Below are 16,062 nucleotides of genomic sequence, written 5' to 3' on the forward strand. Positions count from 1 at the left end.
GCGATGGGCGCGGGTGTGATGAACAAGGGCGGAGGCGGCGGACGCCGCCGGCGCGCCCGTCGTGGCGGGGCGCAGCCCATGTCGGAAATCAACGTTACGCCCTTTGTGGATGTGATGCTGGTGCTGCTGATCATCTTCATGGTCTCGGCGCCGCTGATGACGGTTGGTGTGCCGGTTGAACTGCCCAAAACCGCCGCCAATGCGCTGCCCGGCGAACAGGAGGAGCCGCTGGCCGTCACCGTGACCGCCGAAGGCACGGTGATGATCCAGACCACCGAGGTGGCGCGTGAGGATCTGATCAACCGCCTGCGCGCGATTGCGGCGGAACGGGACGGCGACCGTGTGTTCCTGCGCGCGGACGGGGCTGTGCCTTATGAGGATGTGGTTCAGGTCATGGGGGCGCTGAACCGTGCAGGCTTTAGCAACATCGGTCTGGTGACCGATACCGGTGGGCCGTCGCTGGACGGGGCCACTGTTGAGGCTGAGACAACAGGGAACTGAGCCCGAGAATGCAGACCGGTACCATCATTTCAGGCGTTGCGCACGTCAGCCTCATTGGCTGGGCGCTGTTGGGCGGGGTGTTCAAACCCGCGCCCGAACCGTTTGAGGTGACGGAGGTTGTCGCAATCTCTGAGGCGGAGTTTGAAAGCCTGCTGGCCGGGACAGAACCACCGGAAACGGTGAGCGATCTGATTGTGCCGGAACTGCCGGATGTGACCCCGCCGGAGGCTGATACACCAGCCAGCAGTCAGGCCGATCAGCCGCCCGTGCTGGAACAGCCCGAAGAAACCAAACCACCGCGACCAGAAGCGCGCCCCGACCGGCCCGAGATCACGCCGCCCACACCGGCAGAGGTCAGCGATGATGTGGCCGTTTTGGCACCGCCCAGTGATGAGCCGGAAACCGACGGTCCCGTCTCGCTCACCCCTAGCCGCCCGCAGGAAGCCCCGCGTGTGGCGCCCGAGGCGATTGCCCCGCCGGAGCCAGAGGACAAGGTGGCTGACGTCGCGCAGGATGTCGACACATCGGATGCCACCGGTGAGGAGCAGTTGCCGGATCAAGAAAAAACCGTGGAAGAGGCGGCCAGCACTGAGATCGTGACCGAGGCGGAAACCGCTGAGCCCCCGGGGCTGGGCCGGTCGCTGCGCCCGCGGGCACGCCCCAACCGCCCAACGCCGCCCGAACCAACTGAGGTGGCGGATGACACGCCCCCCCAACCGCAGGACAACGTTCAATCCGCGGTGGATGACTTGTTGGCAGGGCTCAGCAATGACACGGCAAACCCGACACCGCCGCGCCCCTCGGGGCCGCCGCTGACCTCAGGCGAAAAGGACGCACTGCGGGTGGCGGTGCAGAAATGCTGGAACACCGGATCACTTTCGACGGAAGCGTTGAAGACAACCGTTGTTGTTGGCGTATCGATGAACGAGGACGGCACCCCAGACACCGGGACGATCCGCATGATCAGCTCCAGCGGGGGCACTGGCGGATCGGTTCAACAGGCCTTTCAGGCGGCGCGGCGTGCAATCATTCGCTGTGGCGCGCGCGGTTTTGCGCTGCCGTCCGAGAAATATGAACAATGGCGTGATATAGAAATGACATTCAATCCAGAGAAAATGAGGATCAAATGATCAGACGTTTCCTGACCCTCCTGGCGGCCACGGCTGTTTTTGCTTTGCCCGGCCTGACCAATGCCGCCCCACTTCGGATTGAAATTACCGAAGGTGTGATTGAACCGCTGCCCTTTGCAGCACCGGATTTTGTGGCCGAAAACAGCTCGGCCCGGCAGTTGGCGCAGGATATCGCGCAACTGGTGGCCGATGATCTGAGCGGCACCGGGTTGTTCCGTGAAATCCCCGACAGCGCCCATATCAGCACGATCACCAGCTTCTCCAGCCCGGTGCAATATGCCGATTGGAAAGCGATCAACGCGCAGGCGCTGGTTTCCGGCGCGGTCAGCCTGCAGCCCGGTGGGCGGCTGACGGTGAAGTTCCGCCTCTACGATGTTTTTGCCGGTGCTGAATTGGGCAGCGGCCTGCAGTTCACCGGCACGCAGGAGGGTTGGCGTCGCATGGCCCATAAGGTGGCTGATGCGGTCTACAGCCGGATCACCGGCGAAAGCGGCTATTTCGACAGCCGGGTGGTCTACGTCAGCGAAACCGGCCCGAAAAACGAACGGAAGAAACGGTTGGCGATCATGGATTATGACGGGGCCAACCTGCAGTTTCTGACTGACAGCCGGTCAATCGTCTTGGCGCCGCGGTTCTCACCCACTGGTGACCGGATCCTCTACACCTCATATGAAACCGGCTTTCCGCGGATTTACGTGTTGGATGTGGCCTCGGTCCGGCGTCGTGTGCTGGAGGAACAGCCCGGCACCATGAGTTTTGCGCCGCGGTTCTCGCCGGATGGTCAGACCGTGCTTTATTCGCTGACCAAAGGCGGCAACACCGACCTTTACAAGATGAACATCGCCAACGGCCGGTCGCAGCGCCTGACCTCGGCCCCGTCGATTGAAACGGCCCCCAGCTACAGCCCGGATGGCAGCCGGATCGTCTTTGAAAGTGACCGCAGCGGCACGCAGCAGCTCTACATCATGGACGCCAATGGCGGTGAGCCTAAGCGCATCAGCTTTGGCAAAGGCCAATATGGCACCCCGGTCTGGAGCCCGCGTGGTGACCTGATCGCCTTCACCAAACAAAGCAAAGGCCGGTTCCATATCGGCGTGATGCGCATCGATGGCTCAGAAGAGCGCCTGCTCACGGCTTCGTTCCTTGACGAGGGGCCCACCTGGTCGCCCAATGGCCGGGTGATCATGTTCACCCGCGAAACCCAAGGGGCCGGGGGATCGGCCAGCCTCTATTCGGTGGATATCACAGGGCGCAACCTGAAACGGGTGCGCACGCAGGGCGGCGGATCGGATCCGGCCTGGTCGCCGCTGCAGGAATAAACTTGGCAACCGCGCCTTCCTGCCGATCAGGGGGCGCGTTGGCTTGCGGCGTTTTCAGATCGAAAACGTTATGGTAGTGAAAACAACAAGAAGATCAGTCGAGCGGGGCAATGACATGAAGACGATTCTGGCACGGGCAGTGATGCTGACTTCGGTACTGGCGCTGGCCGCATGTACCAATCCGGGGTTTGGCAATGATGACGTTTACCTCAGCGGCGATCCTGCCGGTGTGAACGACGGATCCGCGGATGATCCGCGCTCGCCGCTTTATTTCCAGCAAACCGTTGGGGATCGGGTTCTGTTCGAAGTGAACCAATCCACCCTGTCGTCGACTGCTGCGGCAACGCTGGATCTGCAGGCGGATTGGCTGCTGCAGAATATGGATTTCACCGCCGTGATCGAAGGCCACGCAGATGAGCAGGGCACGCGGGAATATAACCTGGCCCTGGGCGCACGCCGCGCCAATGAGGTGCAGGAATACCTGGTGCAGCGCGGTATCGCGGCCAACCGCCTGAAGGTGGTGAGCTTTGGCAAAGAGCGCCCGATTGAGGTCTGTTCGCAGGAAAGCTGCTATTCGAAAAACCGCCGCGCGGTGACCGTCCTGTCCGCAGGTCTGTCCAGCTAAGGCGCGATCACACCGCGATTATCAAAGGTCCGCTAAATCTGTTTCAGCGGGCCGGTTTAGAAAGATGAGGGACCACATGCGCTGGTTTGTTATGGCAACCTGTTTTGCGCTGGCCGCACCGGTCACGGGCGCATTCGCACAGGAACAGGATCAGACCTTGGCGGATATCCGTCAGGAGCTGTCGGTGCTCTACGTCGATCTGCAACGCCTGAAGCGTGAGTTGAGCACCACCGGCGCGCCCTCGGGGGCTGCGGGCGGCACCATCCTGCAGCGGGTGAATGCCATCGAAGGCCAGATGCAGCGCCTCACCGCCAAAACCGAAGAGCTGGAGTTCCGCATCAACCGCATCGCCACGGACGGCGGCAACCGTGTGGGCGATCTTGAATTCCGCCTGTGTGAATTGGAAGCCGGCTGCGACATTGCCAGTCTGGCCGAGGGCAGCACCCTGGGCGGCGATGCCGGTGAAGAAGTTGTGAGCCCGGATGTGGGTGTGACCGATGCGCCGGAACTGGCCATCGGGGAAGAGGCCGATTTTGAACGTGCCGACGCCGCGTTGAACGAAGGCGACCATGCCACAGCGCTGTCGCTGCTGGATCAGTTTATCGCCACCTATCCCGGCAGCCCATTGACCGCGCTGGCGCATCTGATGCGGGGTGATGCGCTGGCTGCGGATGGCAATCAGACCGCTTCAGCACGGGCCTATCTGGAGGCCTTTAGCGCAGCGCCGCAGGGCGATAGCGCGCCGGAAGCGCTGTACAAACTGGGCTTCTCACTGGGGCAGTTGGGCCAAACCTCTGAGGCCTGCGTGACACTGGCTGAGGTGGCTGTGCGCTTCCCCGGTGCTGATGCCGTTGTCGCCGCCGAAGAGGAACGCGCGCGGCTCGCCTGCTCATGACCAAACTGTCCCCCGCCGAGGCGCTCGCGGCGTCGCTGCGGGGCTGGCAATCGACGGATCCCGCGGGCCCTTTGGGCATCGCGGTTTCCGGCGGCAGTGATTCCCTAGCTTTGCTGTATCTGGCGGCCGATTGGGCACGTGATCGGGGCGTGGATCTGCATGTGGTGACCGTGGATCACGGGCTGCGTTCTGAGGCGGCGCAAGAGGCCGCATTTGTCACAGATCACGCCACATCGCTGGGTCTGCCGCATAGGGTTCTGCGCTGGCAGGGCTGGGAGGGTCAGGGCAATCTGATGGATCAGGCCCGGCGTGCGCGGTATCGGCTGATGGCCGATTGGGCGCGGCAACGGGGCTTAAGCGCTGTTTTGCTGGGCCATACCCTCGACGATCAGGCAGAAACGCTGATGATGCGGCTGGCACGTGGCGCTGGGGTGGACGGGCTGGCGGCGATGGCGGCTCAGGGCGAACAGGCGGGGTTCCCGTTCCTGCGCCCGTTGCTTTCTGTGCGTCGCGACGCCTTGCGGGCGGAGTTAACTGCGCGCAACGTGACTTGGGTTGAAGATCCGTCAAATGACGACACCCGGTTTGAACGGGTGCGCATGCGGCAGGGCCTAAAGATGTTGGCGCAGCAGGGGGTGGAGCCTGAGGCGCTGAACCAAACGGCCCAAAACCTGGCCGAGGCACGTGGCGCGTTGAACTGGGCGGTGGCGCAGTTTGCGGGCAAACATGTCACCCAGCACGCGGGTGATCTGGCCATAGCGGCAAAGCCTTTTGCAGAGCTGCCAGCGGAATTGCAGCGCCGTTTGTTGCAACATGCCTTGGGATGGATTGCCGGACCGGGCTATGCGCCACGGTCTGAAGCATTGGCGCAACTGCGGGCGCAGGCCTTGGCGGGGCAGGGCGCAACGCTCAGCGGTGTGCGCATGACCCACCGCAAAGGCGGGATCTACCTGTTTCGTGAATTGGCCGCAGTGGCCGAGCTGAGCACATCTGTCGATCAACCCTTTGATACGCGTTGGCAGCTTTCAGGCCCCGGGGGGGCGGATTTGCACATCGCACCTTTAGGCGCGGAGGGTTTGCTAGCCTGCCCGAAACCGCGCGAATCTCTGCGACCGGCGGCGGCGCTGCAGGCTGATCCAGCGATTTGGCGCGACAATCAGCTGATTTCCGCCCCATTGGCGGGGTTCTTGCAGGGATGGCAGGCAGAACTTGCGCCCAACTGCCGCGATTTTGCCAAATGGACGGTATCTCGTTGAAGATGGTCGCAGGATCTCTATTTAAGTAGGATGCCGCCTGTGATACCTCCGGTGGCGACCGAAGATTGGGAGATTTTCCTTGGGCAACGCGAAAAACATCGCTTTCTGGGTGGTTCTGTTCCTGTTGGTGCTGGCCCTGTTCAACCTGTTCAGCGGATCAGGCAGCAGCTTGCAAAACAACGCCATCCCTTATTCCGAATTCGTCCAGGCCGTTGACGAAGACAAAGTCAGCTCTGTGACACTGGATGGCGAATCCGTGCGCTTCCGGGGCACCGATGGCCGTGACTATGTCACCATCAAGCCGGATGACGCCGAAGTCACCAAAATGCTGATTGCTGAAAACATCCCGGTCACCGCCGAGAGCCAGCAACAGTCCGGCTTCCAGACCTTTATCCTGAGCCTCCTGCCATTCCTGCTGCTGATCGGTGTGTGGATCTACTTCATGAACCGCATGCAGGGCGGCGGCAAAGGTGGCGCAATGGGCTTTGGCAAATCCAAGGCCAAGCTGCTGACCGAAAAGAACGGCCGTGTTACTTTTGATGATGTTGCTGGGATCGACGAAGCCAAAGAAGAGCTGGAAGAGATCGTAGAGTTTCTGCGTAACCCGCAGAAATTCAGCCGTCTGGGCGGCAAGATCCCCAAAGGTGCGCTGCTGGTGGGCCCTCCGGGCACCGGTAAAACCCTGCTGGCCCGTGCGATCGCGGGTGAGGCGGGCGTGCCCTTCTTCACCATTTCGGGGTCGGACTTTGTGGAAATGTTTGTTGGTGTTGGTGCATCCCGTGTGCGCGACATGTTCGAACAGGCCAAGAAAAACGCGCCTTGTATTGTGTTCATCGACGAAATCGATGCCGTGGGCCGTCACCGTGGCGCTGGCTATGGCGGTGGCAACGACGAACGTGAACAGACGCTGAACCAGCTGCTGGTTGAGATGGACGGTTTTGAAGCCAACGAAGGTGTGATCATCATCGCGGCCACTAACCGTAAAGATGTGCTGGACCCTGCACTGCTGCGTCCGGGCCGCTTTGACCGTCAGGTCACCGTGGGCAACCCCGACATCAAAGGCCGTGAGAAGATCCTGGCCGTGCACGCCCGCAAGACGCCGCTGGGCCCTGACGTTGATCTGCGCATCATTGCGCGTGGGACGCCGGGCTTCTCGGGTGCGGATCTGATGAACTTGGTGAATGAGGCGGCGCTGATGGCGGCCCGTGTTGGTCGCCGGTTTGTGACGATGGAAGACTTCGAACAGGCCAAGGACAAGATAATGATGGGCGCGGAGCGTCGCAGCATGGTCATGACGGCCGAGCAGAAGGAAATGACCGCTTATCATGAGGCCGGTCACGCCCTTGTTGGTCTGAAGCTGCCGAAATGTGATCCTGTCTATAAGGCCACGATCATTCCGCGGGGCGGTGCCCTCGGTATGGTGATGTCCTTGCCGGAAATGGACCGTCTGAACTGGCACAAAGATGAGTGTCACCAGAAACTGGCCATGACCATGGCGGGTAAAGCGGCTGAGATTCACAAATACGGTGCGGATCACGTGTCCAACGGTCCTGCTGGTGACATTCAGCAGGCCAGCCAGCTGGCGCGCGCCATGGTGCTGCGCTGGGGCATGTCGGATAAGGTCGGAAACATCGACTATGCCGAAGCCCACGAAGGCTACTCGGGCAACACCGCTGGTTTCTCGGTCTCGGCCAACACCAAGGAAATGATCGAGGATGAGGTGAAACGCTTCATTCAGGAAGCCTATGAGCTGGCCTTCAAGATCGTGACCGAGAATGAGGAAGAGTTTGAGCGTCTGGCGCAGGGTCTGTTGGAATATGAAACCCTGACCGGCGAAGAGATCAAACGGGTGATGCGTGGTGAGCCGCCACATGCGGGTGAGGACGAAGATGACACCCCGGATGCAGGCAACGCCCCATCGGTCACAGCCATCCCGAAAACCAAGCCGAAAGCCAAGCCAAGCGGCGACGGTGGCATGGAACCGGAAATGAGCTAACCCCATCTGATTAAGCCCCCGCCCCGGCGGGGGTTTTTCTTTGCCATCAGGTGTTTGCAACACTGTGGCCACACCCCAGAAAGGACAACGGTCACAAATCGTCGCGATCACAGGATGTCATTTGCGCGCCTTGCATTCTCGGTGCATGCTCCGCCAAAATTGAAGACGCAGCACATCGGGTGAGGGTGATATGCCGGTTTTGAAACCAACGGATTTTCGGGGCACGATTGAGTGGATGGGGGTTGTTGAGGATCGCGCGGCTTCGCTGGCCTCCAGCCCGCGCGAGCTGGCGGACCTGTCCTGGAACGGGCTGGATGAGGACAGCCATGCCGGTGTGAACCGACCCTCCTGTGGTCGGGTGGCGGCGATGCATGCGCGCGGGACGGAAATCCGCAACACCCGTCAACTGAGCCTGATCAGCGCCGAGGATCTGGCGGAAATTGCCGCGGAACTGCAGATCGCGGATTTTGATCCGGCGTGGATCGGCGCCTCACTGGTGCTGCGCGGTATTCCCGATTTCAGCCGCATGCCCCCCAGCGCGCGCCTGCAGGCGCCTTCGGGCGCCACGCTGGTGATCGATATGGAAAACCGCCCCTGCAATCTGCCGGTCAAGGTGATTGAGGCGGCAGCGCCGGGCAAGGGCAAAGGGTTTCGGGCCGCGGCCTGGGCGAAACGCGGGGTGACAGCCTGGGTCGAACGACCGGGGGAGATCGCGCTTGGTGATCCGCTGCAGCTGTTTGTGCCGGATCAGCCCGAATGGGCGCATTACGACGCGGTGCGCAGCACGCGCTGAGCCGCAAATCGACACTCCTTAAATCAAGACGTCGGGGCGACTCACAGCGACCTGTGCCCTTCCGTCCTGCGACAGCGCGACGCAACCCGCGCTGGAAATGTCGGATTTTGCGGCGCAGCCCGGGCCGTGCCGTCGTTATCTGAGCCAGAACTGTGAATTTCCATGCGTGCCGGGAGGGGTACCTATGAGCTACAAATCCGACATTGAGATCGCCCGTGAGGCCAACAAGAAGCCGATCCAGGAGATCGGCGACAAGCTGGGCATCCCAGCCAGCGATCTGCTGCCCTATGGCCATGACAAGGCCAAGGTGGGTCAGGATTTCATCAATTCGGTGCAGGACCGTGAAGACGGCAAGCTGATCCTGGTAACCGCGATCAACCCGACCCCGGCAGGGGAAGGCAAGACCACCACCACGGTAGGTCTGGGTGATGGTCTGAACCGCATCGGCAAAAACGCGATGATCTGCATTCGCGAAGCCTCGCTGGGCCCGAACTTCGGTATGAAGGGGGGCGCGGCCGGTGGCGGCATGGCGCAGGTTGTTCCGATGGAAGAGATGAACCTGCATTTCACCGGGGATTTCCACGCCATCACCTCAGCCCATTCGCTGCTGTCGGCGATGATTGATAACCACATCTACTGGGGCAATGAGGCCGAGATCGACATCCGCCGCGTCGCCTGGCGCCGTGTGGTCGACATGAACGATCGCGCCCTGCGTCAGATCACCGCCAGCCTGGGTGGTGTCGCCAACGGCTTCCCGCGCGAAACCGGCTTTGACATCACCGTTGCCTCGGAAGTGATGGCGATCCTGTGTCTGGCAACCGATCTGAAGGATCTGGAAAAACGCCTGGGTGACATCATCGTGGCCTACCGTCGCGACAAGAGCCCGGTCTACTGCCGTGACATCAAGGCCGAAGGCGCAATGACCGTCCTGCTGAAAGACGCGATGCAGCCCAACCTGGTGCAGACCCTGGAAAACAATCCGGCCTTCGTGCACGGCGGCCCATTTGCCAATATCGCGCATGGCTGTAACTCGGTCATCGCCACCAAGACCGCGCTGAAGGTTGCCGATTACGTGGTGACCGAAGCGGGCTTTGGCGCGGATCTGGGCGCTGAGAAGTTCATGAACATCAAATGCCGCAAAGCCGGTATTGCGCCTTCGGCTGTGGTGCTGGTTGCCACCGTGCGGGCGATGAAAATGAACGGCGGCGTGGCCAAGGCAGACCTTGGTGCAGAAAATGTTGGCGCCGTGCAGAACGGCTGCGCCAACCTTGGGCGCCACATCGAAAACGTCAAATCTTTCGGTGTGCCGGTTGTGGTCGCAATCAACCACTTTGTCACCGACACGGACGCTGAGGTGCAGGCCGTCAAAGACTACTGTGCCGAACACGGTGTTGAGGCGGTTCTGTCGCGCCATTGGGAGCTGGGTTCCGAAGGGTCGGCACCGCTGGCCGAAAAAGTGGTGGAAATCGTTGAAGGTGGCACCGCCAACTTTGCCCCGATCTATCCCGATGACATGCCGCTGTTTGAAAAGGTCGAAACCATCGCCAAGCGCATCTACCGTGCTGATGAGGTGCTGGCAGACAACAAGATCCGCAACCAGCTGAAAGAATGGGAAGAGGCCGGTTATGGCCATCTGCCGGTCTGTATGGCCAAGACGCAATACAGCTTCTCCACCGATCCCAGCTTGCGCGGTGCGCCCACCGGCCATTCGGTGCCGGTGCGTGAGGTGCGCCTCAGCGCGGGTGCTGGCTTCATCGTGGTTGTCTGCGGTGAGATCATGACCATGCCGGGCCTGCCCCGCAAACCGGCGGCAGAAAACATTTGCCTGAACGACGAAGGCCTGATCGAAGGTCTGTTCTAAAGCAAAGAAAGCCCATCCGGTCATGCGGGTGGGCTTTTCGTTTGGGAAACCTGCCGTTCGGATGGGAAACAGATGGGCGGCAACCTTATCCTGACCGGGTGGCTTATGGCTGGTGTGCAGGCCGCATGCGCGGTACATGCCTCGGCAAGGCGAACGCCTCCGGCGGGAGTATTTTGGGAACATTGAAAGGGTGCTTTGATGACGGCTGACATCATTGACGGCAAGGCCTTTGCGGCCAAGGTGCGCGAACAGGTGGCGGGGCATGTGACCCGTCTGAAAGAAGATCACGGCATCACCCCCGGTCTGGCGGTGGTTCTGGTGGGCGAAGATCCCGCCAGTCAGGTCTACGTGCGCTCCAAGGGCAAACAGACCGTTGAGGTCGGCATGAACTCGTACGAGCACAAGCTGGAGGTGGACACCTCAGAGGCGGACCTGCTGGCGCTGATTGATCAGCTGAACAACGATCCGGCGGTGCATGGCATTCTGGTGCAGCTGCCGCTGCCCGGCCATCTGAACGAAGATCTGGTCATCAATTCGATCGACCCGGCCAAAGATGTGGACGGGTTCCATATCTCCAACGTGGGGCTTTTGGGCACGGGTCAGAAATCGATGGTGCCCTGCACACCGCTGGGCTGTCTGATGATGCTGCGGGATCATCACGGTTCGATTTCGGGCATGAATGCTGTTGTCATTGGCCGTTCCAACATTGTGGGCAAGCCGATGGCGCAGCTGTTGCTGAACGACAGCGCCTCTGTGACAATCGCACACAGCCGCACCAAGGACTTGCCTGATGTGGTGCGCCGCGCCGATATCGTTGTGGCCGCCGTGGGCCGCCCGGAAATGGTGCCGGGCGACTGGATCAAAGAAGGCGCCACTGTGATCGATGTGGGAATCAACCGCATCGACGCGCCGGAAAAGGGTGAGGGCAAGACCCGCCTGGTGGGCGATGTGCATTTTGAAAGCGCAGCCAAAGTCGCAGGCGCCATCACCCCGGTGCCGGGCGGCGTGGGGCCGATGACCATCGCGTGCCTCTTGGCCAACACTGTAACTGCCTGCTGCCGCGCCAATGGTCTGGCGGAGCCGGAAGGCCTGACAGCCTAACGCAGATCAGCGGGGCGCCATGGGGACCATGGTGCCCTGCATCAATGCGATCAGGGTTTCCTGATCCCCGTCCCGGGCGAAGACCTCAGCGGTGACAACGACCAGCCGCTTGCCCGGTTTCACCACCTTGCCCCGCGCGATCAGACGGTCACCCGCAGCCGGGGCCAGCAGGTTGATTTTGATCTCAGAGGTCAGCACCTCATACCCCTCAGGCATTGCCGAAAGCGCTGCGTAGCCCGCCGCGCTGTCACCGATGGAAAAGGTCAGCCCTGCATGGCCAAAACCATGTTGCTGCTGACAGGTTGGCAGCACCTGCGCTTCGATCACGGCAAGGCCTGCGTCGGCAGCGATCAGTTCGGCCCCAAGGGTCTGCATCATGGTCTGTTTTGCAAAACTCTCGCTGACACGCGACTGAATTTTCATGTTTTTCCCCCTGAACACCTAAGAGATTTCTCGTATTCCACGTATTATATGCTTGAAGATGCGCGGATGAAGGTAAATACAGCCTTGCACCGCAACGTAACGGTATCGAGTGGTTAACGTGGTTTCTGAGATCTTTCAGATCTGCAAACTGTCTGGGCAGCGGGTGTTTGCCCCGTCTGTGTTGAGCTTGTGGGTGATGGCGGCTGTGGCTGGCTCCATCATGGGGCCGTTTGGCACCTATTCCGATCTTGATTGGGGGCAGCGGGTTCTCTATTGGGCCGCGATCAGCGGCTGCTCGGTTTTCCTCAGCACCTTCACCCGTGAGATTTTGCTGCGACGCCTGCCTGAGCTGAACGACGGCTGGCGCGAGGTTTGGCAGGCGCTTGGCATTACGGTTTTGATGTCGCCGCTGGTGTTCTTTCTGACCTCGCTTTTCGGGCTTAGGCTGGCGCCGGAAAGCCTGAGCTTCTGGAAGGTGACGCTGTTTGTCTTCCTGATCGCGGTGCTGTTTTCTGCGTTGCGACGGATCTACGGACGCAAGGAGCTGCTGCGGCGGTTGGCGCTGGAGGAAGAGAATGCGCTGGCGCAGGATCCACTAGGAATGATGGGTGTCACTGAGGTGCCGCTGGAGACATCGAGCGCTGAAGCAGATTGTCGTCTGCTCAACCGGATGCCGCCCGGCATTGGTGGCGCGATCCTGCACTTATCGGCGCGTGATCACTTTGTGGATGTGGAACTAGACCAGTCTCTGGTGACCCTGCGGATGCGGTTCAGCGATGCTGTGGCCGAAATGGACGGGGTTGAGGGGTTTGCGACCCATCGCTCTCACTGGGTGGCTGAGGCCGCCGTGACGGGCGTTGAGCGTGAGAATGGCAAACTGTTCATGACCCTGCGCAACGGCGGCCGCGTGCCGATCAGCCGCAGCGCCCGCCCGCGTCTGGAAGAGGCCGGGATCCTGCAGCGATTTGCTGTCGAAAGCCGTTAAACATCGTCATGCAATGACTTGCGCCGTCCCGGCATCGGGATGGCCTGGGCAAAGTTGCCGGTCAAAATCGCCAGGGCCTCAGGGCGCATCAACCGCGCCAGCGCGGGATCATCGCTGCGCAGGCCCCCGGTGTAGCTGCCATAGGCCGGCATGATGATGCGATCGCTGTCGACCAGAAAGCAGGGCCGCGTGATGCTGCCGCCTTTGGTTTTGACCCGTGCCTTGGGATGATAGTGGCCCGAAATTTCACCAGCGCTGCCCGGGTCCGCGATATGGCGGAACAGGATCGGGGGCAGCGGCAGCTCGGCCAGATGGGTGCCGCCAATGGCCAAGGGGCCGGGATCATGGTTGCCCTCAATCCAGACCCAATGTCGGCCGGCCTGCAATCGGGTGATCCAGGTGAACTCCTGTTCTGAGATCCCGCGCGCCGCAATCGAATCGTCAAAGCTGTCACCAAGGCAAATCACGGACTTGGCGCGGGTGCGGGCCAGATCCTTTTCCAGCCGCGACAGCGTATCGCGGGTGTCATAGGGGGGCAGCATAGCGCCGCCAAGTCGCGCAATTCGTTCAGATTTTCCGAAATGCAGGTCTGAGACGCAGAGCAGACTCTGCGATGGCCAAAACAAAGCGCCGGAGGGCATGGCCTGAAAGTCCTGGCCTGCCAGAGTGAAGGAATGACTGCTCATGAGGGATGTGTTTGCATGGGTTTTAAAACGGAACAAGAGGGCAGATTAAAAGGGTCAAATTTCTGCCAATCCGGCCTCCTGCATCAGCTTGGCGGTTTCTTCCATCAACAGCCGTTCGCGCGCTTCACCGTCGATGCGGACCTTGCCCACCTCCAGCAGCAGCGGGGCGGCCAGCGGGGTGATCCGCTCAAGCGTCAGGTGGGTGATCCGGCCTTCACTGCGGGTGACCATGTGGCGCAGCCGGGCGAAATCGATCAGACCGCTCAGTGCCTCTTGCCGGGTGATCGACAGCATCAGATGGTCGGGATCGTGGCGTTGCAGCGTGTCATAGAGGATGTCTGAGGAGAACGTCGCCTGTCGTCCGGTTTTACGCTGTCCCTGCAGGTTTCGCTGGATCAGCCCGGCGATGGTGGCCACACCGCGAAAGGTTCGCTTCATCAGCGCGTTTGTCGACAGCCAGCCGTCCAGATCCTCCTCCAATGTGGTGAGGTCAAACAGCGGGGCCGGATCGGTCAAGGGCTCCAATCCCCAGATCAATGTGGCCTGATCGGTGGCCACAAACCCCAAGGGGGCAAGGCCCAGCTCTTCCATCCGGCGGGTGGCCAGCAGGCCCAGCGTTTGCTGCGCATTGCGCCCAGCGTAGCCATAGATGCAGCTGTGGGCCAGACCGTCATGGGGGAAGCTTTCGATCAGCAACTCCCCCGGTGCCGGCAGCTGCGACATTTGCCGTTGCAGGTGCAGCCAATCGGCGGTGTGGCTGGGCAGGGCTGGCCAATCTGGTTGCTGCAACAGGCGCAGGATCCGTTGGCTCAGCTGGGTGGAGGTGGAAAATTTGGTGCCCATAAAGGTGGCGATCTTGGGTTTGCGGCCCTTGTCGCGGCTGACCTGCACCACCATTTCGCGCAGCGCTTCATAGCGCACGATCTGGCCGCCAATCAGGAAGGTATCCCCGGGGCTGAGGCTGGCGGCAAAGCCTTCTTCGATTTCCCCCAAAGGCGCGCCATGGCGGCCGCGCATTTTGACCTTCAGCGTGTCAGTGTCCTGAATGGTGCCCACATTCTGGCGGATCAGCGCAGCACTGCGGGGATCGCGCAGCTGCCATTGACCGTCAGGGCGCTGTTGCAGCCGTTGCCAGCGATCATACGCCCGCAGCGCGTAGCCGCCGGTGGCACAAAAGGTCAGACACTCCTCAAACGCGGCGCGGCTAAGCGTGGCGTAGGGCCCGGCGCTGGTCACTTCACCGTAGAGGGCCTCGGCGTCAAACGGGCCGGAACAGGCACAAAGCAGGATATGCTGGCACAGGACATCGCGCGGTCCCGCGGGGCGCGCATCGCCGTCCAGGTCGCCCTCCTGCACGGCCTCCAGCGCGGCCAGGCATTCGATCACCTCAAATCTATTGGCGGGCACCAGAATGGCCTTGGAGGGCGCGTTATAGCGGTGATTGGCACGGCCAATGCGTTGTACCAAGCGTTTGACGTTCTTTGGCGCGCCGATCTGGATCACCAGATCCACATCACCCCAGTCGATCCCCAGATCCAGCGACCCGGTACAGACCACGGCACGCAGCTGCCCCGCCACCATGGCGGCCTCAACCTTTTCACGCTGGCCGCGATCAAGCGATCCATGGTGGATGCCGATCGGCAGGGCATCATCATTGGCAAGCCAGAGGTTGTGAAAAAAGATCTCAGCCTGGGCGCGGGTGTTGTGAAAAATCAGCGTGGTTTTGTGCTGTTTGATCTGTTTCAGCACCGCTGGAATAGAATAGGCCGCGCCGCCACCGGTCCAGGGCGGCGCCTCCTCGGTGTGTAGCATCGAAATGTCCGGCGCGGGCCCGGGATCGGCCATCAGGATCGGGCAGGGGGCCGGGTTTGGCGCCAGATAGCGGGCAATGGCCTCCGGGTCGTCAACGGTGGCCGACAGGCCCACACGGCGCAGATCCGGGCACATCGCCTGCAGGCGTGAGAGCGCCAGCATCAGCTGATCACCCCGTTTGCTTTCGGCCAGAGCGTGGATTTCATCCAACACCACCCGCTGCAGCCCCTGGAAGACACGCGGTGCATCCTCATAAGAGATCAGCAGCGCAAGGCTCTCCGGGGTTGTCAGCAGGATATGTGGCGGATCGGCGCGCTGCCGTTTCTTGCGGGTGTTGGGGGTGTCGCCGGTGCGATCCTCGATCCGGATCGGTAGGCCGATCTCCTCAACGGGGGTGCGCAGGTTGCGTTTGATATCTGCGGCCAGTGCCTTCAGCGGCGAAATATAAAGCGTGTGCAGACCCTTATGGCTGCCATCGGCCAATTCGCAGAGCGTCGGTAGGAACCCCGCCATTGTCTTGCCGCCCCCGGTTGGGGCGATCAGCAGCTGCGCCGGCAGATCCGCACTGTCCAACATCTGGCGCTGATGGGGGTGTAGCGACCAGCCCTTGGCGGTGAACCAATCCTCAAGGCGGGGATCTAGCAGGGCGGGGCGGTCAGTCATGAAACAAAACTAGAAC

General features: G+C 61.4%; 14 protein-coding genes. 11 read left to right on the plus strand and 3 right to left on the minus strand.

Going from position 1 to position 16,062, the window contains the following annotated elements; all coding sequences use genetic code 11:
• Positions 1 to 3 precede the first annotated feature (3 nt).
• From tolR to folD, 10 genes are all read left to right on the plus strand, one after another.
• The gene (gene tolR, locus TL5118_RS12020; RefSeq protein WP_058242161.1) at positions 4 to 501 is read left to right on the plus strand and encodes a protein TolR; all 498 of its coding nucleotides are present in this window, start codon (positions 4 to 6) and stop codon (positions 499 to 501) included.
• An 8-nt stretch (positions 502 to 509) separates the two neighbouring features.
• Positions 510 to 1,631 carry a cell envelope integrity protein TolA gene (gene tolA / locus TL5118_RS12025; RefSeq protein WP_058242160.1) on the plus strand — a complete coding sequence of 374 codons (1,122 nt, stop codon included), beginning with the start codon at positions 510 to 512 and terminating at the stop codon, positions 1,629 to 1,631.
• Positions 1,628 to 2,950: a Tol-Pal system beta propeller repeat protein TolB gene (gene tolB / locus TL5118_RS12030; RefSeq protein WP_058242159.1), complete on the plus strand. Its 1,323-nt coding sequence runs from the start codon at positions 1,628 to 1,630 to the stop codon at positions 2,948 to 2,950. The genes tolA and tolB overlap by 4 nt, the downstream gene beginning before the upstream one ends.
• A 115-nt stretch (positions 2,951 to 3,065) precedes the next feature.
• Positions 3,066 to 3,575 (plus strand): peptidoglycan-associated lipoprotein Pal, encoded by a 510-nt coding sequence (pal, locus tag TL5118_RS12035; RefSeq protein WP_058242158.1) that lies wholly within the window; start codon positions 3,066 to 3,068, stop codon positions 3,573 to 3,575.
• 76 nt (positions 3,576 to 3,651) lie between these two features.
• On the plus strand, positions 3,652 to 4,470 hold the full coding sequence (gene ybgF / locus TL5118_RS12040) for a tol-pal system protein YbgF (protein WP_058242157.1): 819 nt from the start codon (positions 3,652 to 3,654) through the stop codon (positions 4,468 to 4,470).
• On the plus strand, positions 4,467 to 5,726 hold the full coding sequence (tilS, locus tag TL5118_RS12045; protein WP_082626152.1) for a tRNA lysidine(34) synthetase TilS: 1,260 nt from the start codon (positions 4,467 to 4,469) through the stop codon (positions 5,724 to 5,726). The genes ybgF and tilS overlap by 4 nt, the downstream gene beginning before the upstream one ends.
• A 79-nt stretch (positions 5,727 to 5,805) precedes the next feature.
• Positions 5,806 to 7,722, plus strand: a complete 1,917-nt coding sequence (gene ftsH / locus TL5118_RS12050; protein WP_058242156.1) for an ATP-dependent zinc metalloprotease FtsH — start codon at positions 5,806 to 5,808, stop codon at positions 7,720 to 7,722.
• Between the two features lie 190 nt (positions 7,723 to 7,912).
• A complete protein-coding gene (locus tag TL5118_RS12055; RefSeq protein ID WP_058242155.1) occupies positions 7,913 to 8,515 on the plus strand; it encodes an MOSC domain-containing protein in 603 nt (200 codons plus the stop codon).
• A 184-nt stretch (positions 8,516 to 8,699) separates the two neighbouring features.
• On the plus strand, positions 8,700 to 10,376 hold the full coding sequence (locus TL5118_RS12060) for a formate--tetrahydrofolate ligase (protein WP_058260793.1): 1,677 nt from the start codon (positions 8,700 to 8,702) through the stop codon (positions 10,374 to 10,376).
• A gap of 198 nt (positions 10,377 to 10,574) precedes the next feature.
• Positions 10,575 to 11,477 carry a bifunctional methylenetetrahydrofolate dehydrogenase/methenyltetrahydrofolate cyclohydrolase FolD gene (gene folD / locus TL5118_RS12065; RefSeq protein WP_058244476.1) on the plus strand — a complete coding sequence of 301 codons (903 nt, stop codon included), beginning with the start codon at positions 10,575 to 10,577 and terminating at the stop codon, positions 11,475 to 11,477.
• 6 nt (positions 11,478 to 11,483) lie between these two features.
• On the opposite strand, the gene TL5118_RS12070 is transcribed toward folD, so the two are convergent.
• Positions 11,484 to 11,900, minus strand: coding sequence for a PaaI family thioesterase (locus tag TL5118_RS12070; RefSeq protein ID WP_058244477.1), 417 nt, complete (start codon positions 11,898 to 11,900; stop codon positions 11,484 to 11,486).
• A 118-nt stretch (positions 11,901 to 12,018) separates the two neighbouring features.
• Here TL5118_RS12070 and TL5118_RS12075 point away from each other — a divergent pair, with 118 nt between their 5' ends.
• On the plus strand, positions 12,019 to 12,885 hold the full coding sequence (locus TL5118_RS12075) for a LytTR family DNA-binding domain-containing protein (protein ID WP_131727441.1): 867 nt from the start codon (positions 12,019 to 12,021) through the stop codon (positions 12,883 to 12,885).
• Here TL5118_RS12075 and pdeM read toward each other — a convergent pair.
• Both pdeM and TL5118_RS12085 read right to left on the minus strand, forming a co-directional pair.
• Positions 12,882 to 13,571: a ligase-associated DNA damage response endonuclease PdeM gene (gene pdeM, locus TL5118_RS12080; protein ID WP_058244479.1), complete on the minus strand. Its 690-nt coding sequence runs from the start codon at positions 13,569 to 13,571 to the stop codon at positions 12,882 to 12,884. The genes TL5118_RS12075 and pdeM overlap by 4 nt on opposite strands.
• Positions 13,572 to 13,625: 54 nt before the next feature.
• The gene (locus tag TL5118_RS12085) at positions 13,626 to 16,046 is read right to left on the minus strand and encodes a ligase-associated DNA damage response DEXH box helicase (RefSeq protein WP_058244480.1); all 2,421 of its coding nucleotides are present in this window, start codon (positions 16,044 to 16,046) and stop codon (positions 13,626 to 13,628) included.
• Positions 16,047 to 16,062 lie beyond the last annotated feature (16 nt).

This window comes from Thalassovita autumnalis (assembly GCF_001458255.1).
Lineage (GTDB): Bacteria > Pseudomonadota > Alphaproteobacteria > Rhodobacterales > Rhodobacteraceae > Thalassobius > Thalassobius autumnalis.